The 20,557-nt window shown below is 61.1% G+C and carries 14 protein-coding genes and 1 pseudogene; 6 read left to right on the top strand and 9 right to left on the bottom strand.

Annotation, left to right across the window (positions count from 1 at the left end; translation table 11 throughout):
- The 4 genes from ACTJGZ_RS10115 to ACTJGZ_RS10100 all read right to left on the bottom strand — a co-directional run bounded on the left by ACTJGZ_RS10115 (position 1) and on the right by ACTJGZ_RS10100 (position 4,970).
- A complete protein-coding gene (locus ACTJGZ_RS10115) occupies positions 1 to 915 on the bottom strand; it encodes a branched-chain amino acid ABC transporter permease (protein ID WP_441662798.1) in 915 nt (304 codons plus the stop codon).
- The gene (locus ACTJGZ_RS10110; protein ID WP_441662797.1) at positions 912 to 2,081 is read right to left on the bottom strand and encodes an ABC transporter substrate-binding protein; all 1,170 of its coding nucleotides are present in this window, start codon (positions 2,079 to 2,081) and stop codon (positions 912 to 914) included. The genes ACTJGZ_RS10115 and ACTJGZ_RS10110 overlap by 4 nt, the downstream gene beginning before the upstream one ends.
- Positions 2,082 to 2,229: 148 nt before the next feature.
- The gene (locus tag ACTJGZ_RS10105; RefSeq protein WP_441662796.1) at positions 2,230 to 3,876 is read right to left on the bottom strand and encodes an AMP-binding protein; all 1,647 of its coding nucleotides are present in this window, start codon (positions 3,874 to 3,876) and stop codon (positions 2,230 to 2,232) included.
- A gap of 656 nt (positions 3,877 to 4,532) precedes the next feature.
- Positions 4,533 to 4,970: an Lrp/AsnC family transcriptional regulator gene (locus ACTJGZ_RS10100; protein ID WP_441662795.1), complete on the bottom strand. Its 438-nt coding sequence runs from the start codon at positions 4,968 to 4,970 to the stop codon at positions 4,533 to 4,535.
- Between the two features lie 278 nt (positions 4,971 to 5,248).
- Between ACTJGZ_RS10100 and ACTJGZ_RS10095 the strand changes: the two genes are divergently transcribed.
- The 5 genes from ACTJGZ_RS10095 to ACTJGZ_RS10075 all read left to right on the top strand — a co-directional run bounded on the left by ACTJGZ_RS10095 (position 5,249) and on the right by ACTJGZ_RS10075 (position 11,568).
- Positions 5,249 to 5,872 (top strand): LysE family translocator, encoded by a 624-nt coding sequence (locus tag ACTJGZ_RS10095; RefSeq protein ID WP_441662794.1) that lies wholly within the window; start codon positions 5,249 to 5,251, stop codon positions 5,870 to 5,872.
- A 244-nt stretch (positions 5,873 to 6,116) separates the two neighbouring features.
- Positions 6,117 to 7,184, top strand: a complete 1,068-nt coding sequence (locus ACTJGZ_RS10090; protein WP_441662793.1) for a serine hydrolase domain-containing protein — start codon at positions 6,117 to 6,119, stop codon at positions 7,182 to 7,184.
- Positions 7,185 to 7,321: 137 nt separating this feature from the next.
- A complete protein-coding gene (locus ACTJGZ_RS10085; RefSeq protein WP_441662792.1) occupies positions 7,322 to 7,576 on the top strand; it encodes an XRE family transcriptional regulator in 255 nt (84 codons plus the stop codon).
- Positions 7,577 to 7,735: 159 nt separating this feature from the next.
- The gene (gene mutS, locus ACTJGZ_RS10080; protein ID WP_441662791.1) at positions 7,736 to 10,369 is read left to right on the top strand and encodes a DNA mismatch repair protein MutS; all 2,634 of its coding nucleotides are present in this window, start codon (positions 7,736 to 7,738) and stop codon (positions 10,367 to 10,369) included.
- Positions 10,366 to 11,568, top strand: a complete 1,203-nt coding sequence (locus tag ACTJGZ_RS10075; protein WP_441662790.1) for a JmjC domain-containing protein — start codon at positions 10,366 to 10,368, stop codon at positions 11,566 to 11,568. The genes mutS and ACTJGZ_RS10075 overlap by 4 nt, the downstream gene beginning before the upstream one ends.
- 152 nt (positions 11,569 to 11,720) lie before the next feature.
- Here the strand turns inward: ACTJGZ_RS10075 and ACTJGZ_RS10070 are convergent, their stop codons facing one another.
- Both ACTJGZ_RS10070 and ykgO read right to left on the bottom strand, forming a co-directional pair.
- The gene (locus ACTJGZ_RS10070) at positions 11,721 to 12,131 is read right to left on the bottom strand and encodes a transcriptional repressor (RefSeq protein ID WP_441662789.1); all 411 of its coding nucleotides are present in this window, start codon (positions 12,129 to 12,131) and stop codon (positions 11,721 to 11,723) included.
- Between the two features lie 275 nt (positions 12,132 to 12,406).
- Positions 12,407 to 12,532, bottom strand: a complete 126-nt coding sequence (gene ykgO, locus ACTJGZ_RS10065; RefSeq protein ID WP_068374019.1) for a type B 50S ribosomal protein L36 — start codon at positions 12,530 to 12,532, stop codon at positions 12,407 to 12,409.
- A gap of 372 nt (positions 12,533 to 12,904) precedes the next feature.
- Here ykgO and ACTJGZ_RS10060 point away from each other — a divergent pair, with 372 nt between their 5' ends.
- Entirely contained in the window at positions 12,905 to 13,330 is a 426-nt protein-coding gene (locus tag ACTJGZ_RS10060; RefSeq protein WP_441662788.1) for a DUF1841 family protein, read from the top strand.
- A gap of 212 nt (positions 13,331 to 13,542) precedes the next feature.
- Here the strand turns inward: ACTJGZ_RS10060 and ACTJGZ_RS10055 are convergent, their stop codons facing one another.
- From ACTJGZ_RS10055 to dnaJ, 3 genes and pseudogenes are all read right to left on the bottom strand, one after another.
- Positions 13,543 to 15,771: an NADP-dependent isocitrate dehydrogenase gene (locus ACTJGZ_RS10055; RefSeq protein ID WP_441662787.1), complete on the bottom strand. Its 2,229-nt coding sequence runs from the start codon at positions 15,769 to 15,771 to the stop codon at positions 13,543 to 13,545.
- 397 nt (positions 15,772 to 16,168) lie between these two features.
- Positions 16,169 to 18,919 carry a M16 family metallopeptidase gene (locus tag ACTJGZ_RS10050; protein WP_441662786.1) on the bottom strand — a complete coding sequence of 917 codons (2,751 nt, stop codon included), beginning with the start codon at positions 18,917 to 18,919 and terminating at the stop codon, positions 16,169 to 16,171.
- 320 nt (positions 18,920 to 19,239) lie between these two features.
- Positions 19,240 to 20,362: pseudogene (gene dnaJ, locus ACTJGZ_RS10045) on the bottom strand (molecular chaperone DnaJ).
- Positions 20,363 to 20,557 lie beyond the last annotated feature (195 nt).

Raw genomic sequence — 20,557 nt, 5'->3', positions numbered from 1 at the left:
TTAGCTCCGCGCCGGGAACAGGCCTGAAGGCTTGATAATGAGGACAATGGCCATCAAGACATAAATGCTGGCCGATGCGAAACCGGCAGCCAGCGGGTCGGCGATCGTCGGCGGGAACAATTGCCCCAGCAGGGTGGGCAAATAGGCCCGGCCCAGACTGTCCACCATGCCTACCAGCAGTGCGCCTGCCAGCGCCCCGCGCACCGAACCGACGCCGCCGATCACGATCACGACGAAGGTCGTAATCAGGATGCGCTCACCCATCCCGATTTCCACTGCCAGCAGCGGCGCTGCCATGACGCCAGCCAGGCCGCACAACAAGGCGCCCAGCCCGAATACCAGTGTGTAAAGGCGGCGGATGTCCACCCCCAGCGCTTCGACCATGCCATGGTCATCCGCGCCGCCGCGTATCAGCATGCCAATGCGTGTGCGGTTGACCAGCAGCCACAGGCCCAGCGCCACCAGCGCGCCCACCAGGATGAAAGCCAGGCGGATGACCGGATATTGAAAACCCGGCCCCAGCGTAACTGCGCCCTGCAGAATTTCCGGGATATTCACCAAGGGCGGGCGGCGCCCGAAAATCAGGCTGACCGCCTCGTTGGTGAACAACAGCAACCCGAACGTTGCCAATACCTGATACAGGTGGTCACGCTGATACAGCCGGCGTATCACCAGCACTTCCACCACCAGCCCGTAAATGCCTGCCCCCAGCAGTGCCGCCAGGATGCCGGCCAGAAAGGAGCCGGTATTAGCAATGGCGTAGGCCGCACAATAGGCCCCCACCATGTAGAACGAGCCGTGTGTCAGGTTAACGACCCCCATAATGCCGAAAATCAGGGTCAGCCCGGCTGCCAGCAAAAAGAGCATGGCGCCGAACTGCAAACCGTTGAGCAACTGTTCGAGGAAAAAAGTCATGATGGCATCTTGCAGAGTTTGGCGTAGCTGTCCTCATGGTCGGTCATCAGCTTGCGCACGGTACGCGGGGCCAGTTCGCCCGAGTCCTGGCGCACGATCTGCATGAGGTAGTAGTCCTCGATGGGGTGCTGGTTGACGTTCATGCGGAAGTTGCCGCGCAGCGAGTCGAATTCCGCCTTGCGCATGGCTTCACGGAACTCGTCCTTGCGGGACATATCGCCATCGACGGCCTTGAGCGCCGTGCCCATCAGCTGGGCCGTGTCATAGGCTTGCATGGCATAGTCGGTGGGCACACGGCCATATTTCTTCTGGAAAGCATCGACAAAGGCGCGCGACTGCGGCGTGTCGGTGTCCAGCGACCAGATGCCGGTGGTATAGACGCCTTCGGCGGCATCACCGGTGGCCTTCAGCATATGAGCATCCATCGAGAAGCTCGGGATAATCATCGGGATTTCTTTGGTCAGCCCCGCTGCCGCATATTGCTTGGCGAAGTTGATGCCCGTGCCGCCAGGATGGAATTGATATACCGCGTCAGGCGCAATGGCGCGGATGCGCGCCAGTTCAACCGAGAAATCGGATTGATCCAGCTTGGTATAGATTTCCGCGACGATTTCGCCCTGGAAGTTTTCCTTGAAGCCTGCGATGGCATCGCGGCCAGCCTGGTAGTTGGGCGCCAGCACGGCCACTTTTTTATAGCCCAGTTCATTGGCTGCCACACCGCCTGCCGAGTAGAAGGCATCGTTTTGGTAGGACACCACGAAGTAGTTCGGGTCGCAGCGCTGGCCCGCGAAATTGGACGGGCCGGGATTCAGGCTGATGTAGAAGTCATCGGCTTTGGTCACGCTGGGGACGACGGCGGCCAGTACGTTGGAGAAGATCACGCCGGTGAAGAGCGGCACGCCGGATTGCACCATGCGGTCAGCAGCCTGTTTGGCGTTGGCGGGTTTGAGCGCGTCGTCTTCGACGACCAGTTCTACCGGCACGCCGCCCAGTTTGCCGCCGCCTTGCTCGATCGCCAGGTTGAAGGCGTCGCGCAGGTCTTCGCCGATGTAGCCCGCCGGGGTGGAGAGCGTCGTAATAAAACCGATGCGCACCGGATCCTGGGCCTGCGCAACCGCGCACGCCCCTGCCAGCATGGCGCCGACAGCAATGGATTTCCTGATCATGATGTGTGTCTCCAGTATGGTTATGAAACCGGCCGATTTCGGTGCCGGCCGGCTGGCACTGCTTGATACTACGCTGTCCTGCTGCCTGCCTACATGCGCCTTTTGCGCCTGTCGGGTAAATCCCGAGGCATGCCCTGCTCTGCCTGCGTCAGCGCGCTTCCTGGCGCAGGGCGAAGCGGCGCAGTTTGCCGGTTTCGGTGCGCGGCAAACTATCGACGAATTCGATCAGGCGGGGGTATTTGTAAGGCGCCACGCTTTCTTTGACGAAGCGTTGCAGTGTTTCCACCATGGCTTCGTCACCGGCGTTGCCGGTTTTGAGGACGACATAGGCTTTGACTACCTGGCCGCGCAAGTCATCCGGCCAGCCAATCACGCCGCATTCAGCGACAGCGGGGTGGCGCAGCAGCGCGTCTTCGACTTCGGGCCCGGCAATGTTGTAGCCAGCCGAGACGATCATGTCGTCATTGCGCGCCTGGTAGAAGTAGTAGCCGTCGCTGTCGCGGACAAAGACGTCGCCAGGCAGGTTCCAGCCTTGCTGGACGAAGACGTTCTGGCGGTCATCAGCCAGGTAACGGCAGCCCGTGGGGCCGCGCAGGGCCAGGCGGCCTGGCGTGCCATCCGGCACCGCCTGCATTTGCGCATCGACAATGCAAGCTTCATAGCCCGGCACGACCTGGCCGATGGCGCCGCGCCGCACGGCTTCGGGGCGGCTGGAGATGAAGACGTGGATGATTTCGGTGCCGCCGATGCCATCTATCATTTCGATGCCGCTGGCGTCTTTCCAGAGCTGGCGCGTGGCATCGGGCAGCGCTTCGCCCGCCGAGACACAGCGGCGCAGGCGGGAGAGATCATAGTTTCCGGCAAGCGCGGCCATTTGGCGGTAGAAGGTAGGCGCCGTGAAGACGATGGAGACGCCGAAGTCCTGCACGGTTTGCAGCAGACTGGCTGGCGATAGCTTTTCCGCCAAAACGACGCTGGCGCCGACACGCAGGGGGAAGCACAGCAGGCCGCCCAGGCCGAAGGTAAATGCCAGCGGCGGCGTGCCGCAGAAGATGTCGTCCGGCCCGGGCTGCAGGATGTGACGCGAGAACAGGTCACACATGGCCAGGACGTCACGGTGAAAGTGCATGCAGCCTTTGGGCATGCCGGTGGTGCCGCTGGTGAAGGCGATGAGGCAGACGTCATCGGCAGCGGTGTCGCAGGCCGTGAAGCTGTCATCAGGCTGGGCCGCGGCCAGGGCTTCGAGCGATGCACCGCCGGATTGGTTGAAGAAGCGGATTTGTTGCAGGCCGGCGCAGTAGTGTTCATGCCCAGGGGTGCGGCAGTATTCCGCTTCTTCGGCCAAGCGCGAGTCGCAAAGCATGGCGCTGATTTGCGCTTTTTCGATGACTTGTTTGAGTTCTTTGGCACGCAGCAAGGGCATGGTGGGGACGGTGACCATGCCGGCTTTGACGGCTGCGAGCCAGGCTGCGGCCATGAGCGGGTGGTTGGCGCCGCGCAGCAGGATGCGGTTGCCCGGCACCAGTTTCATGTCATCAATGAGGACGCGGGCCATGCGGTTGGTGAGCGCTTGCAGTTCACGGTAGCTCATGGCGGCATGGGTGCCGTCCTGGTGTTGCCAGCGCAGGGCGATCCGGTCGCCACGGCCTTCGCTGACGTGCCGATCGACGAGTTCTACGGCGCAATTCAGGCGCGCGCTGTATTGGGTGTCGGGTGATTCAAGCATGACGGGCCAAGTGTCTTGCGGCGGCAGATTGTCGCGTGCGAAGGTGTCAACGTGTGCGGAGACTTCCATGCTTACCTCGGGTTGAGAGCCCGCCAGGACTGGCCCGGCTGGAAATTTATTTTATAAATACATATTTTACTTTTAAAGCAATGTAGCGAAAAAAAGTGGCCGGAACTATATGGGAGTTACCCTCAGGTAAGCGCCTCAAGGCCGCATCAGGACTGGTGTTGAGGTGTTTTTCCTGGCGGGGGAGTTGCTTGCTTCTTCATGCATTGGTGACGGGGCAGTTTGAGGATGGGGGCGTACCAAGGACGTACCAAGAGCGTACTAAGGCCGCGCCGTGGCGGGGGGCGGGGCAAGCAGCAGATCGCGTGGTTCCGGCTGCGCCGGAACTGCCCGCGACGGACAGGACTGGCGGGGCGGGCGCACAACTCGCGAGGCGGACAGTCCGCCGGACTGTCCGCAAGCGTCTCGCTCAAACATGTGCGCCCTGGCTTCCCCGCCAGTCCCGCCCGTCACTGCACGCTCCACTGCCGCCCGCCCCGCCCCCCGCCACGGCGCTAGTTAAGTGATGGCTGTGACGGCTGTAACAGCTGTGACGGCGCAGATGGCGCTGGCTGGGGTGGTGGCAGTCATAGCATTAACCAGGGCGATGGATAACGATAACGCCCTGCTTGCTGCGAGTTTCCGGTGGAATGAAATAGCAGGAGATGGCTGGCGGTTTATCAGGGGCTAGGGCCGCGTTCCAGGTAGGTGGAGAGGGCAACGATGCAGTGTGTGCCGTCTATGCCTTCAAATCCCTGGATGCGCGCCAGGATTTCTTCCAGGGCCTGGGTGTCCCGGGTGCGGACTTTGAGCAGGACGTCGCTTTGGCCGGTGATGGTGTGAACTTCTTCGATATCCGGAAAGCCCGTGAAGTCGTTCTGTTCCAGGGTCGTCGCCCAGTTGCGGGTTTTGACCTGGATGAATGCCAGCAGCGGACGGCCAATCGAGGGGCCGTCGAGCACGGCGACAGTTCCTTTGATGACGCCGTCTTGCTTGAGCCGCTTGACCCGTTCATGCACCGCCGGCGCAGAGAGGTGCAAGGCTTCGCCTAACGCGGCATAGCTGCGTGTCGCATCCGCTGCAATCAGGCTTAACAATCTTCGGTCAACCTCATCCAAGGCCGCACCTGCCCCTGCGCCTTTCCTAATGCGATTCGTTTTTTCTTCCACAGCGGCGCTCCCCCCTTTAATGACCAGAACAATATAAGTTAAATTACACAAAACACTGAATATTTTAAATCAATAGCCATGTTTCCCGCGTTATCCGTCCTGCACCGTTTCGAAGGCCATTCCGGTCAGGCCGGGCCGCCGCGAGCGTTGCGCTGACCGTTTCAATTTGGATCAACGGCAAGCCTGGTCTTTGCCCCCCCTGATTTTTTTTCGAGTCGCACCGCATCATGGAACTGGCTACGTTCTATTCTTTCCTGGTTTATTCACTGGTGACCGCCATCACGCCGGGGCCTAACAACATTATGTTGACGGCATCCGGGTTGAATTTCGGTTTCCGCCGCAGCATTCCCCATATTCTGGGGGTTGCCATGGGTTTCGGCATTATGGTGGCCATCGTCGGCCTGGGTATCGGCAATTTGCTGACCACATCGCCCGCGCTGTTCGAGACCATACGCGTGCTGGGCATTCTGTATCTGCTTTATCTGTCCTGGCGTATTGCCACCGCAGGCGCCGCGCCTTCGTCAGATAGCGCGCGGGGGCGTCCGCTGGGCTTTGTTGGCGCCGCGTTGTTCCAGTGGGTCAATCCCAAGTCCTGGATTATTACGCTGAGCGCGGTGACCTCATATACCAGCAACACCAATGGCAGCCTGACTTTGTTTGTGACGCTGGGGCTGATTTATACGATTGTGAGTTTGCCTGCCATCAGCGCCTGGGCTTATATGGGGTCGCGCTTGCAGGATCTGGCTGCCGATGCCAGCCGGATGCGCTGGTTCAATTGGGGCATGGCCCTGTTGCTGGCCAGCTCGGTTCTGCCTTCCATCCAGGCGTCCCTGCAATATTTCAGCCTGTAAACGCTTGCCTGTCCGAGATAAGGCCCCTGCCGGTTTCCGCTGGCAGGGGCGTTTTTTTGGCCAGCCCGCCCCCCGGTAACTGGATCAACCGCAGCCAGCTCAGCGGCGGCGGGAACTTGCGTCCCGCGCCTCTCTCGAAGGAAGGCTTGTCATGTCAGCTAGCCTTCCCTTGTCTGGGCCGGATGCCGCCATGCTGCCCCTATAGCAAACCAATCCCGGTTGCTTTTTTCTTTGGTAGAGCGTGATGAATCTTTCTCGGCGCAGTCTGCTGTTGTCCGGCGCGGCGGCCTTTTCCCTTTCCGCCTGCGCGAGTCATCTTGACCAGTATGGCAGCACGCCGGCCGCAGAGCTCGCGGTAAGCGCGCGGATTTGCTACGCCACTTATGTCGTGCTGCGCGCGGGCGTGCCTGGCGAGCCGGTTGTTCTTGAAGGCTGCGGTGATTCGGCGTTCGCCCGGAAGGATGGCATTCTGCAAGCCGCTTCCCTGACCAAACCTGTTATTGCTTACGCAGTGCTGGAGCTGGCGCGTGCCGGCCAGCTCGATTTGCAGGCGCCGGTCTCCCGTTATCTGCCTGATGGCTATCTGCACCGGCAAAGGCCTTTTGCCGGGCCGGACGACAAACATGCAGATCGGGTGCCCCCTGAGGTGCTGGCAGGGATTCCAGTAGCCACGCTGCTCAATCACAGTTCCGGTTTGCCTAATTGGTCGGACGATGTGCTCGTTCCTGACTTCGAGCCTGGACAGCGCTGGCAATATTCAGGCGAAGCGTATTTGCTTCTGCAGGCGGTCATTGCGGCAGTCACCGGCGAAAGTATCGAAACCGCTATCACACGGCTGGTTTTCGCGCCGCTGGGCATGCATGATTCTCGCATGCGCCTGACCGATGACATTCGCGCGCGCGTGGTCAGCGGCGTGAACTGGATGGGCAGGCCCGCGCATTTCGAATTCACGGAGCCCAATGCCGCGGCGTCTCTGTACACGACCGCAAGCGACTACGCGAAATTGCTGGCTGCGCTCTCTGCCCGCCGCGACTTGTTGTCCTTGACGCTCGCGAATACGATTCCCGTGGATGCCGCCCTGGGGCTGTCCTGGAGCAATGGCTGGGGTCTGGAGACCGCGGCTGGCGGCCCTTATCTCTGGCAATGGGGAAATAACCCTGGCTATCGCGCATTCGCCATGCTGTCAGTGACCACGGGCGACGGCTTTGTCTTGCTGAGCAATGATGAAAATGGTCTGCGGCTGGCGGCTTCGCTGGCGCAAGCGACCTTTCCCGGCGAGCATGGCGTGTTCCGGTTTTATATGCTGGATTGAAGCCTGGCCGGACGGCCGCTTCGCTTGAGGCAGGCGGCCTGGCCGCCCACGGCGCTGGCCAGGCTTGTAATACGACCATTGGCCGCATAGAATCTCAGGATAGGCTGCCGCTGCGCAGCTTGCCCCCTTTCATGCCCATGCCTGAACTGACGAAACAGCACAGCCCCACTGTCGCCGCCATCCGCGATGCCCGTCTCTCGGCCGATCTGACCCAGACCGAGGCGGCTCATTGCGTGCGGGTGTCCATGCGCGCCTGGCAGCGCTGGGAGGCGGGCGACCGGGCCATGCCGCCCGGTCTGTTTGAATTGTTCATGCTCAAGACCGGCCAGTGGCCCTTGCCTGAAAGGATACAGGCGGCGCACGCAACAGAAACGGCCAGCCTCCGTGCCTAAGGCCTGGATGAATCCGCCAGCCGTGCCAGCACCCGCTGATCCTGCGCCAGCCTGCCGCGCCCGCGCCCAATACTGCTGCGGGCGTCAGCGGGCTGGCGTGCGGCGGGACGCCATACCGGCATGAATGAGCAGCGAAGAGACCCTAACCAATTGATTGCTATGAGTACACCTGATCTTTCTTCGCACACCCCCATGATGCGGCAGTACCTGGAACTCAAAAAGGAAGCCGGCCCCTTGCTGCTGCTGTACCGCATGGGCGACTTCTATGAAATGTTTTACGAGGATGCCGAACGCGGCGCGCGTTTGCTTAACCTGACGCTGACCAAGCGCGGCAATTCGGCAGGCTCGCCCATTCCCATGGCCGGCATTCCGGTGCATGCCGTGGATCAATACATTGCCAAGCTGGTCGCGCAGAATATTTCCGTCGCGATTTGCGAGCAGATCGGCGACCCGGCAACCAGCAAGGGGCCGGTAGAGCGCAAGATCGTCCGCATCGTGACACCCGGCACCCTGACGGACGATGCCCTGTTGCCCAGCAAGTCAGACCGGATTCTGGCGGCGCTGTCCACCACCGGCAAAGCGCCGCGCAAGCTGCGCCATGGGCTGGCCTGGCTGAACCTGGCCAGCGGCGACTTCCGCATTTCAGAATGCGAGCCCGCCGAGCTGGAGGCCGAGCTGCACCGTATTGCGCCGGCAGAACTTATCATCGCCGACCAGGCGGAACTGCCGGTCGCATTCGACGGCGCCATCGCCCGCACGCCGGACTGGCACTTTGAATACGAAGGCGCGCGCGGCCATTTGCTGGCGCACTTCCGGACGGATTCCCTGGCCGGCTTCGATGCCGAAGAAATGGATGCCGCCCAGTGCGCCGCTGGCGCGCTGCTGCGCTATGCCACCCGCACCCAGGCCCAAACCCTGACCCATGTGCAGACGCTCAAGGTAGATCGCAGCGGCCAGTATGTGGTGCTGGATCCGTACACCCGGCGCAATCTGGAACTGACGCGCACGCTTTCCGGTGAAGAAAGCCCGACGCTGTTTTCATTGCTGGATCACTGCAATACCCCGATGGGCAGCCGCCTGCTCAAACGCTGGCTGCATCATCCGCTGCGCGACAATTCACCGGTGCTGGCGCGCCAGCAGGCAATCGAAGCCTTGCTGGCTGCCGCTCCCGGCGCCTCGGCCTGGCAAACAGAAGCGCTGCTCAATGGCCTGCAGCGCGCGCTGCGCCCGATTCCCGACCTGGAACGCATTGCCACCCGCCTGGCCTTACGCACGCTGCGGCCCCGCGAACTGGCAAGCCTGCGCGAAGCCCTGCTGGCTTTGCCCGGCGTCTTGCAAGCGCTCGCGCTACAGGATGCCACTGTGCCGCATTTGCAATATCTGGCCGCCAATCTTGAGATCGACCCCGGCCTGGGCGAATTGCTGGCCTGCACCATTGCGCCTGAACCTTCAGCTGCCATCCGCGACGGCAGCGTGATCGCTGACGGCTATGATGCCGATCTCGATGAGCTGCGCACCCTGGCCAGCGATAATGGCGAGTTCCTGATGCGCCTGGAGGCGCGCGAACGCGAACGCACCGGCATCAGCAACCTGAAAGTGGAATACAACCGCGTTCATGGCTTTTATATCGAAGTCTCGCGCCTGCATGCCGACAAGGTGCCGACGGAATACCGCCGCCGCCAGACACTGAAAAATGCCGAACGCTACATCACGCCGGAACTGAAAAGCTGGGAAGACAAAATTCTTTCTTCCAAGGACCGCTCGCTGGCGCGTGAAAAATGGCTGTATGAGCAACTGCTTGATGCGCTGGCGCCGCATGCCCCTGCGCTATCTGCCTGCGCCGCCGCCCTGGCGGAACTGGACACGCTGGGCGCCTTGGCCCACCACGCCCGCACGCACGCCTGGGTGCGCCCTGAACTCTCTGCGCAGGCAGAGATCCAGATCGAAGCAGGCCGGCACCCGGTTGTCGAAAACGCCATCGAGCGTTTCACGCCCAATGATTGCCAGCTGGATGCCACCCGCCTGATGCTGCTCGTGACCGGCCCGAATATGGGCGGTAAGTCCACCTATATGCGGCAGGTTGCCCTGATCGCGCTGCTGGCGCGCATCGGCAGCTTCGTTCCCGCCACCCATGCCCGCATCGGGAGTCTGGACCGTATTTTCACGCGTATCGGCGCGGCGGACGATCTGGCTGGCGGGCGCTCCACCTTTATGATGGAAATGACCGAAGCCGCCACGATTCTGTCTGCCAGCACGGCGCACAGCCTGGTGCTGATGGATGAGATCGGCCGCGGCACCTCGACCTATGACGGTCTGGCGCTGGCCTGGGCGATCGCGCACCGCCTGCTGACGCATAATCACGCGCTGACCCTGTTCGCCACCCACTATTTCGAACTGACGCGCATGCCTGCCGAATTTCCCCAGGCCGCCAATGTGCATCTGGCGGCAGCCGAGTCAGCCAGCGGCATCGTATTTCTGCATGAAGTCCGCGAAGGCCCCGCCAGCCGCAGCTACGGCATTCAGGTCGCGCAACGCGCCGGTATTCCTGGCGCCGTGATCCGTCACGCCAGCCGCGAACTGGAACGCCTGGAAAACCAGGGACAGCCTACGCCGCAATTGGGCTTGTTCAGCCAGGCCTTCGACGATGCCGCAGCGGATACCGCCGCCGCAGATGCCATGGCGGAACAGGAAGCCCATCCTGCCGTCTCCGCCCTCTCCGATATCGACCCCGACAGTCTGACCCCCAGGGAAGCCCTGGAGGCGCTCTACCGCTTGAAAGGCATGCTGCAATGAACCTGAATACTCCGCTGACCTTGCTGGGCGGCATCAGCCCCGCCGAATTCATGCGCGACTACTGGCAGCGCAAGCCCTTGCTGATCCGGCAGGCCGTGCCCGGTATCAAGCCGCCGGTCAAAATTCCCGGCTTGCGCAAGCTGGCGCGCCAGGACGAGGTGGAATCCCGCCTGATCTGGAAGGAAGACGGGCAATGGCAGATGGAAAGCGGCCCCTTTGCCCGCCTGCCCAAACGTGAAGAGCGCGAATGGACGCTGCTGGTCCAGAGCCTGGATCAGCATGATGACGCCGCTGCCCGGCTGATGCAGCAATTCCGCTTCATCCCCGATGCCCGGCTGGATGATGTGATGGTCAGCGTTGCCAGCGACGGCGGCGGCGTCGGCCCCCATTTCGATAGCTATGACGTTTTCCTGCTGCAAGCGCAAGGCACCCGCCATTGGCGCATCGGGCAGCAACGGGACCTGGATCTGGTGCCTGACCTGCCCTTGAAGATTCTCAGCAACTTCCAGCCCGATGCCGAATACTATCTGGAGCCTGGCGACATGCTGTATCTTCCGCCGCAGGCCGCGCATGACGGGATTGCGGTCGGCCATGACTGCATGACGATTTCCATCGGCTTTCGCTCCCCGGATCGCGCCACACTGGCGCGCGGCATGCTCGAAGCCGCCATGGATCAGGTCATGGAACGCGCCAGCTGCGGCGGCGGCACCTATGCCCAGCCGCTGCTGCCCGGGCCTGACCTGTCAGCCCGCTATCGCGACCTCGGCCAGGCCGCTACGGAAACACCGGCAGAAATCCCGGCCAAACTGGTTCAGCATGCGCTCGATAGCGTTGCCAAAGTGAAATTCAATGAAGCGCTGGCCACGCGCTTTCTCGGCTGCTGGCTCAGCGAGCCGCATCCCAATGCTGTCTTCGAATCCAGCCTGGAGGACAGTGATGATATGGCCGATAGCCTGCCTGACAGCTTGCCGGACCATGGCCGGCTGACACTGGATAGACGCACCCGCATGCTGTACCGCGAACGCCAGTGTTTCATCAATGGCGAATGCCTGGACACCCCGTCAGACGCCTTGCTGCAAGCGCTGGCGGACACCAGGGAACTGGATTGCGCCGCCTGGCGCAAAAAACGGGTTTCCATGGCGGTGCGGGAATATCTGGCAGACTGGCTGGATGCCGGCTGGCTGCACTGGCGCGAATAAAGGGCGGCAGCGGACAGTCCGCCCCGCCAGCGCTGCCGGTTTTGCCCGGCAGCCAGCGGCTGCCGGCGCACCGACAACAAAAAAGCGGCCTGATGACAAGCATCAGCCGCTTTTTTTCTTCCCGCCGACAATGCGGCGGGAGAGGATAGCACTCAGGCCTTCGGCGTGGCGAAGACGTTGATGGTGTACTCGGACAGGGTGTACCCCATTTCCTCAGCGATCTTGTGCAGACGCTTTTCGATCTGAGGATCGTGGAACTCCTTGACCTCGCCGGTCTTGCTGCACACCAGGTGACCATGGTGGCGCTCGCCGTCGTTCAGTTCGTACACAGCCTTGTTCGTGCCCAGCTGATTACGCTTGAGCAGACCAGCCTGTTCGAACTGGGTCAACACACGGTACACCGTTGCCAGACCGATTTCGATGTTGTCAGCCATCAACAGGCGATAAACATCTTCAGCAGTCAGGTGACGTTGTTCGCTGTTGCGAAACACATCCAGAATCTTCAGGCGGGGAAAAGTTACCTTAAGCCCACTATCCTTGAGTTCAATCTTATCCGATGCCACTTGTTCTCTCCAGATAGAACGCGGTTAACTTCGGTTTTACGATAGCGGACACCATGTCCTGCTACCGAAACCATTCGACCGCACACTGCCGACGCGCTTCCTAAGTGCCAAGAAACGCACGACTACCCCGTCGCCGAAACTTTATGATGCACCCAGGCACGCGACACGCACCCGGAATTCGAACAGCCATGGACAGCCGGAAAATTCCCGACTATCGAATCCCGACTATTGAAGTTTAGCGGTTCTGCCGCCCAGAACAAGCCTGGGCCGGCAAATTACTTCTGGCGTGCTTTGAAACGGGGATTCGTTTTGCAGATCACATAGATCTTGCCGCGACGGCGCACGACCTGACAGTCACGATGACGCTCTTTCGCGTTCTTGAGCGAAGCAACCACTTTCATGGGATTTTCCTTGTTGAACTGGCGACAGACCGCTACAAAGTGTGCTCGACCGCGCCGCTGATAATCAAAACCGTCCAGACCATGAAAACCTGACACCATGACCTGGTAAAAACCCATCTGGCAAAAGCCACACAGGCATAGTTAGCCCTCAAGGATAACACAAGCCGATGCTGCGACACAAGAAATGCCTGCAACATTGCTGGCCTGCCGGCTTCTTCACAACAGCAAGATCGTGACTCAGTGTAGCGCCCTCCCGGCCAGCTTGAAACGATAACGATGTGTCCCTTCGTTTCGCTGATTTCAGTGCGTCACAGCGTAGCGCATACGACAGCGTAAAATGAAGCTTTGCCTTCTTCTTTCGGTATTTTCCCTATGTTCAATCCTTCACGCGATCAGGTGCGCCAGTTCTTCATCGAGGCCTGGCGCAAACACCGTGCCGGTGAGGTTCAGACCCCGCTGGAAGCCATGGCGGTGGAATGGATGGCCGAGCACCCCGAATATCACCAGGATCTTGAAAGCGAAGAGGCGCTAGGCACAGACTATTCTGTAGAACAGGGCCGCACCAACCCCTTTCTGCACTTATCCATGCATCTGGCCATCGAGGAACAGCTGTCCATCGACCACCCCCGAGGCATCCGCACCGCCTTCGAACGCATGGCCAGCCGCAGCGACCGCCATCACGCCATCCATGAAATCATGGAATGTCTGGGTCAGGTCGTCTGGGAATCTCAGCGCCTGGGCACGCCGCTCGATAGCGATACCTATATCGAACTGATCCGCCAGCGCGCCAGCAAATAAGCCCGTGCGGCGCTCTCGCCGCCCTCTCACTGCCCTCACCCCGGACGGCGCGCACCGCCAGCGCCGCGCGTGGCTGCCTGTCGCCCTCTCAAGCCTGAGGCACATCCCGGCCACCCATAAAAAACTCCCTGTCTCCGCCAGCCCGAACGGGCGGCGGAGACAGGGAGCGGGATGCGTTTTCCCTGCCCGGCACGCCAGGCAGGAGAAAGCGATCAGCCCAGTTGCTTCAGCGCTTCATTGAAGGTCGCGCTCGGACGCATTGCCTGGCTGACTAGCGACAGCACGGGGCGGTAGTAGCCCTTGATGTCCACCGGCTTGCCTTGCGCCGCAGCCAGCTCGGCCACGATCTTGGCTTCGTTGTCCGCCAGCGTCTTGGACAGCGGAGCGAATTGCGCCTGCAGGCCGGCATCTTCAGTCTGCTCAGCCAGGGCCTGCGCCCAATACATCGCCAGGTAGAAGTGGCTGCCACGGTTATCCAGGCCGCCAACCTTGCGGGCGGGCGAGCGGTTTTCGTCCAGGAAACGGCCCGTGGCTTGATCCAGCGTCTTGGCCAGCACCTTGGCCTTGGCGTTGCCATAGGTCTCGCCCAGATGCTCCAGCGAGGCTGCCAGCGCCAGGAATTCGCCCAGCGAATCCCAACGCAGGAAACCTTCTTCCAGGAATTGCTGCACGTGCTTGGGAGCAGAACCGCCAGCGCCCGTTTCGAACATGCCGCCACCGGCCATCAGCGGCACGATGGACAACATCTTGGCGCTGGTGCCCAGTTCCATGATGGGGAACAGGTCAGTCAGGTAGTCGCGCAGCACGTTGCCGGTCACCGAAATGGTGTCCTTGCCGGCGCGAATGCGTTCCAGCGACAGACGCGTGGCTTCTTCCGGCGGCAGGATGCGAATATCCAGGCCATTGGTGTCGTAATACTTCAGATAACGCTCAACCTTGGCAATCAGTTGCGCATCGTGGGCACGCTTGGGATCCAGCCAGAAAACGGCGGGAGCGCCACTGGCGCGGGCACGCGTCACGGCCAGCTTGACCCAGTCGCGCACGGCAGCGTCCTTGGCCTGGCAAGCGCGCCAGATATCGCCCGCTTCAACGTTCTGCTCCATCAGGACCTTGCCTGCGTCGTCCGTCACACGGACCACGCCCGCAAACGGGATTTGGAACGTCTTGTTGTGCGAACCGTACTCTTCGGCAGCCTGGGCCATCAGGCCGACGTTGGGCACGCTGCCCATCGTGACCGGATCGAAAGCGCCGTTGCGCTTGCAGTCTTCAATGACGACCTGGTACACGCCGGCATAGCAGCGGTCAGGAATCACGGCCTTGACGTCATGCAATTGGCCATCGACGCCCCACATCTTGCCCGATTCACGGATCATGGCAGGCATGGAAGCATCCACGATCACGTCGCTGGGCACGTGCAGATTGGTAATACCCTTGTCGGAATTGACCATCGCCAGCGCCGGACGCTTGGCGTATTCGGCCTTGATGTCGGCTTCGATTTCGGCACGCTTGTCAGCCGGCAACGAAGCCAGACGGGCATACAGATCACCAATCCCGTTATTGGGGTTGAAACCGGCTTCCTTCAGCGCCTCGGCATGCTTGACCAGCACATCGCTATAGTAGGCTTCGACGACCTGACCGAACATGATCGGGTCGGATACCTTCATCATCGTGGCTTTCAGGTGCACCGAGAACAGCACGCCCTTCTGCTTGGCATCTTCGATTTGCGCATCCAGGAAGCGGCGCAGCGCAGCCTTGCTCATGACGGCGCTATCAAAGATTTCATCCGCCTTGACCGGCGTCTTTTCCTTGAGCACCTGCACGCTGCCGTCCGTGCCGTGCAACGTGATCTTCACGTTGCCGTCAGCGGCGATCAGCACAGACTTTTCGCTGCCGTAGAAGTCACCGTCTTCCATGTGCGAAACGTGCGACTTGGAATCGGCCGACCAGGCGCCCATCTTGTGCGGGTGCTTGCGGGCATAGTTCTTGACCGACAGCGGCGCGCGGCGGTCGGAGTTGCCTTCGCGCAGCACCGGATTCACGGCGCTGCCCTTGATTTTGTCGTAGCGCGCCTTGATGGCCTTCTGCTCATCGCTGGCAGGATCTTCCGGGTAATCCGGCAGCGCGTAACCCTGTGTCTGCAATTCCTTGATCGCAGCCTTCAGCTGGGGAATCGAGGCGCTGATATTGGGCAGCTTGATGATATTGGCTTCCGGGCGGGTCGCCAGCTGGCCCAGCTCCACCAGATCGTCCGATGCTTTTTGCTCGTCCGTCAGGAATTCCGGGAAGGTAGCGATAATACGACCGGCCAGAGAAATGTCCCGGGTCTCGACCGCGATACCTGCGGACCGGGTGTAAGCCTGGATAATGGGCAGCAGCGACTGGGTAGCCAGCGCCGGTGCCTCGTCAGTGTGGGTGTAGAGGATCTTCGACGTGTTAGACATTTTTTCTCGTTAACTTGCTCAATCACGGAAACCGCGGAAACTTCGCGCAGCACAGTATCGGCCGGTCAAGGCGCGATGCATGCAGCGCCGTTCACCGTGGGGACGAACGGCACCCTGGCACTATTGCGGGCCTGTATCAGCTTCGACGACAAGAAAGAGATCTTGGCTTGCGACGCATAAAAACGGACGCAAGACCGGCATCGGTTCTGGAGCCGAAGACGCCGAAAAAAGGCGCCCTAAGGGCGCCATCGAGTATAGCAAGAAATGCTCTCATCTTCGGCCAAACCGAGGATAAGCCAGGGGGAACAGCACAATAGGTGTCTATACCAAGAGATGCGCTGCCGGAACCGGTGCAGGCCAGCCAGCGGGCTGGCCTGCCCAGCCGCGTGACGTCTGCCTAGGGATTCTTGCTGAAGTTTCCCGCGATGGCACGGCTCCAGTTGTCCGGATGCATGTATTTGCGCAGCACCCGGTTAACCTCGGCGGCGTCCAACGTGCGCAGCTTCTGTTCGAATGCCTCCACCCAGGCAAAACTGCGCCCGCGCTCCTGGTAGCTAGCCCAGCGCTGGGCCAGATTTTCATCAACCGTGCGCGACAGGCGCTGATAGTTGAGCAAGGCTTCGATGCCATCAGCCACTTCTTTCTCCGAGAACCCTTGCTTCAGCGTTTCCGTCAACGTTTGCTCAATCAGGGTTTCCAGACGCTCGCGGTTAGACGGTGCAAAAATAGCATAGACACGCCAGCGCGCCACCGGCTCGAAAGCCGATACCGTGGCGTGGCTGCGCACACTGTAGGACAAACCGGCTTCTTCGCGGATTTTCATCCACAGGCGTGATGTTTCCGATGCGCCCAGCAGGAAGTTGGACAGCATCAGCGCCGGATAATCCGGGTTGTCATCCCGCATTTCGAAACCGCCGCCAGCCAGATAGAACGCATTGGCCTTGTCCGGCGTGTCGATTTCAAACTGTTTGGGCGTCACTTTGCGGTAGTGGTTTTCCACCCGGCTGTAGTCCGGCGCCTTGCGCCAGCCGGCCACGCCTTCCACCAGCGCCTGTTCGGCGGCCTGCGCGTCGAAATCCCCCACGGCGGAGAACGTCATCTGACCGGCGCCGTAAAAGGTTTCATGGAAGCGTTTGAGCCCTTCTGGCTTGACTGCCTTCAGGTCATCGAGCTCTTCCTGGAAGGTTGGCTGGTAGCGGATGTCGTCCTTGCTCCACGGGTTGTCATGACGCGCCAGCGCCTGCCCGGCCAAGCCCATGGGATCGCTCATGGCATTGCGCAAGCGGTTGCTTTCCTGCCCCAAATAGGTGTTCAGATCTTCCTGCGGGAAAACCGGGTTGCGCAGCAGGTCAAACACCAGCGCAATCATTTTGGGCAGATTCTCGCGCGGCGCGGAGAAGGTCACTTCCACCTGCCCCTTGCCGCCGGAAATCCCCAGGGTGCCGCGCAAGCTGTCGATGGCGTCATTGATTTCCTGGCGTTTGCGAGTTTTGGTGCCCATGGCCAGCATATCGGCCACGACCTCTTCCGCCACACGGTGGCCCTTAAGGCTGTCGGCGTCACCGAAATACAGCATCAGCACCGCCTCGGCACGCTGGCTGCGCGTGCTCTTGGGCAGCATGGCAACGCCAATGCGCCCATTGGGCAAGGCCAGCGTTTTCCGCTGCGTGGCCGCATCAATGGCCGCCGGGCTGGTATCGAAGGTCTCGGCTGGCGGCGCCTGGCCGTCGCCCTTGTAATCGGCCACCAATTGCGCCACATCGGGCGCCGCCAATTCGGGCGCGCGCACCGGCTTGTCAGTCGGCACATAGCGCCCGGCAGTCCGGTTGCTGCGTACCAGATAACTGCCCGCCACCTTGGCCACGTCATCCAGCGCCGCATCGCGCACCCAGTCGCGTTGCAGGAAGAACAGACGCCAGTCACCCGCCGCAATGGCTTCGGTCAAGGCGATGCCCAAGCTTTGCGCATCCCCGAACGTGCGTTCCCAATCCGTCAGCCATTGATTGCGCGCGCGGTCCAGATCCGGCTGCGCCATGGTCCGGGTGCCCTGGGCTTCCAGCACATCCGTCAAGGCTTCCAGGGCCTTCTCTTCGCTCATGCCAGGCTGCAACTGGGCGCCAAACATGGCCAGCCCCGCATCCCGCCGCGCCATGGCAAAACCGAATACGCCCGTCGCCAGGTTGTTCTGCACCAGGTCACGGTACAACTGCCCCGAAGGCGTATCGGACAACATCATGGTTGCCAGATTGAAATAGACATAATCCGCCGCTGCTGCCGATGGCACATGGTAGAGCGCCGCCACCATGGGCGTGCCGCCCACCCGGCGTACCGTCACGCTGCGCTCGCCATCCTGCACCGGCTCCAGCGTATATTGGCGCGGCAACTGGCGCTGCGGCTGCGGGATCTTGCCAAACGCGTCGGCAATCACCGCCAGCGTCGCAAGCTCGTCAAACGCGCCGCTCAATACCAGCACAGCATTGTCAGGCTGGTAATACAGGCGGTAGAAATCACGCAGCTGGGCGATATCGACATTTTCGACATCGCTGCGCGCGCCTATGGTGCTCTTGCCATAGTTGTGCCACAAATAGGCGGCTGACTGCATGCGCTGCATCAGCACCCGGAACGGGCTGTTTTCGCCGCTTTCCATTTCATTGCGCACCACCGTCATTTCCGATGCCAGGTCTTCACTGGCAATGCGGGAATTCACCATGGCATCGGCCTGCCAGCGCAAGTACCACTCCAGGTTGTCCGGGTTGGCCGCGAAGCTGGCGTAATAATTGGTGCGGTCCGTGGAAGTCGTCCCATTGGCCTGCAGGCCGCGGCGGGAAAACTCGCCCAGGGCATTGGGCGTGGTCGGCGTGCCCTTGAACAGCATATGTTCCAGCAAGTGCGCCATTCCCGTCTGGCCATAATTTTCGTGGCGCGACCCCACCAGGTAGGTCATGTTGACGGTCGTTACGGGTGTGGAGGCATCCGGCGCCAAGACCACCTTCAGGCCATTGGGCAAACGATATTCGCTGACCCCTTCCACCGTTGCCACTTTAGAGACCCCTGCCGGCAATGTTTCCGCCATCAGCATCGGCGGCGCTACCAGTCCTAACGCCATGGCCATCAAACATTTGACCATTCTATTAAGGTTGAAAGACATCGTCCCTCCTGGAAGCAGTTATTTAGCGGCAATTATGTAACATCAGCGGGCTGAGTTTAGACCGTTGTCCCTTCTTACGGCCACCAGAGTTTGTAAAGCTTTTTCATTACACCAACCGTTTGTTTCGCCACCCCGGAACCGTTCCTGCCTCATTCCTGCGCCCCTCCTGCACCATTCATGCCGCCAGGCGCTGCCCGCCCGCAGCCCCGGCTACGCAGGCTGACAGGCAAAAAAAAGCCGGCCACCTGGGCCGGCAGGGCGTGCTCACGCACGCCGTCGATTGGGCGAATTGCGGTCAACTGCCGACCGCCTGCCCGGTATCAGGAGAAAAAGTCCCGCACCCGATCGGTCCAGGATTTGCTCTGGGGCGAATGACGGTCTGTCCCGCCCTGATTGAGCGATGCCTCGAACTGGCGCAGCAAAGACTTCTGCTCGTCATTGAGACGCACCGGCGTTTCCACGACCAAGTGGCAGTACAAATCGCCAGGATAGGTCGAGCGCACGCCACGGATACCCTTGCCGCGCAGACGGAAGGTCTTGCCGGACTGCGTGCCTTCGGGAATGGTGATCTCCGCCTTGCCATTGAGTGTTGGCACCTGGATATCGCCGCCCAGCGCAGCCGTGGTGAACGGTATGGTCAGCTCCGCATGCAGATCATCACCGTCCCGCTGGAAGATGTCATGCTGGAGGATATTGACTTCCACATACAGATCACCGGCAGGGCCGCCATTCAGGCCTGGCTCGCCATTGCCGCCGGAGCGAATGCGCATGCCATCGTCTATCCCGGCGGGAATCTTGACCTGCAGCGTCTTGTTACGGCGCAGGCGCCCTGCCCCGCCGCACTTGTCACACGGATCGGTGATTTCCTCACCCGAACCATGGCAAGTCGGGCATGTCTGCTGAACGCTGAAAAAACCCTGCTGCATGCGGACCGCGCCCGCGCCGCCGCAAGTCCGGCAAGGACTCTTGCTGGAGCCCTTTTTGGCGCCGCTGCCGTGACAGCTATCGCACTCATCCCAGCCGGGAATGCGGATTTCCGTCTCGAAACCGCTGGCTGCCTGCTCCAGCGTGATTTCCAGGCTGTACTGCATATCCGCGCCGCGATACACCTGCGGGCCGCGGCGGCCGCCGGCAGCCGCGCCGAAAATGTCGCCGAAGATATCGCCGAAGGCTTCGGCAAAACCGCCCATGCCGCCTTGCCCGCCGCCCATGCCGCTATTGGGGTCCACCCCGGCATGGCCATAACGGTCATAGGCCGCGCGCTTGTCGGCCTCGGACAGCACTTCGTATGCCGCTTTGACTTCCTTGAACTTTTCCTCGGCTTCCTTATTCCCCGGATTGCGATCCGGGTGGTATTTCATCGCCAGCTTGCGGTAAGCCTTTTTGATATCGTCATCCGAGGCACCTTTGGCTACCCCGAGCGTAAAAATCACGTTTTGCCATGATTGGATCTGTCACACAGCCCGCACGGGATGCGCTACCCCCATAAAGCCATACCCGGCCGCCGCCAAACAAGGGCAACGCCGGGCATGACGGGGGCTGACGCCCCCATTGAAATCACCGGAAATCAGGGGCCGGGCGGCAGACAAAATCTCCCGCACCGGCGCGCCTGTCTTACTGGTCGCGCTTGACTTCCTT

The organism is Kerstersia sp. (assembly GCF_052103615.1).
GTDB lineage: Bacteria > Pseudomonadota > Gammaproteobacteria > Burkholderiales > Burkholderiaceae_B > Kerstersia.
This window is presented reverse-complemented; position numbering and strand designations above follow the sequence as displayed.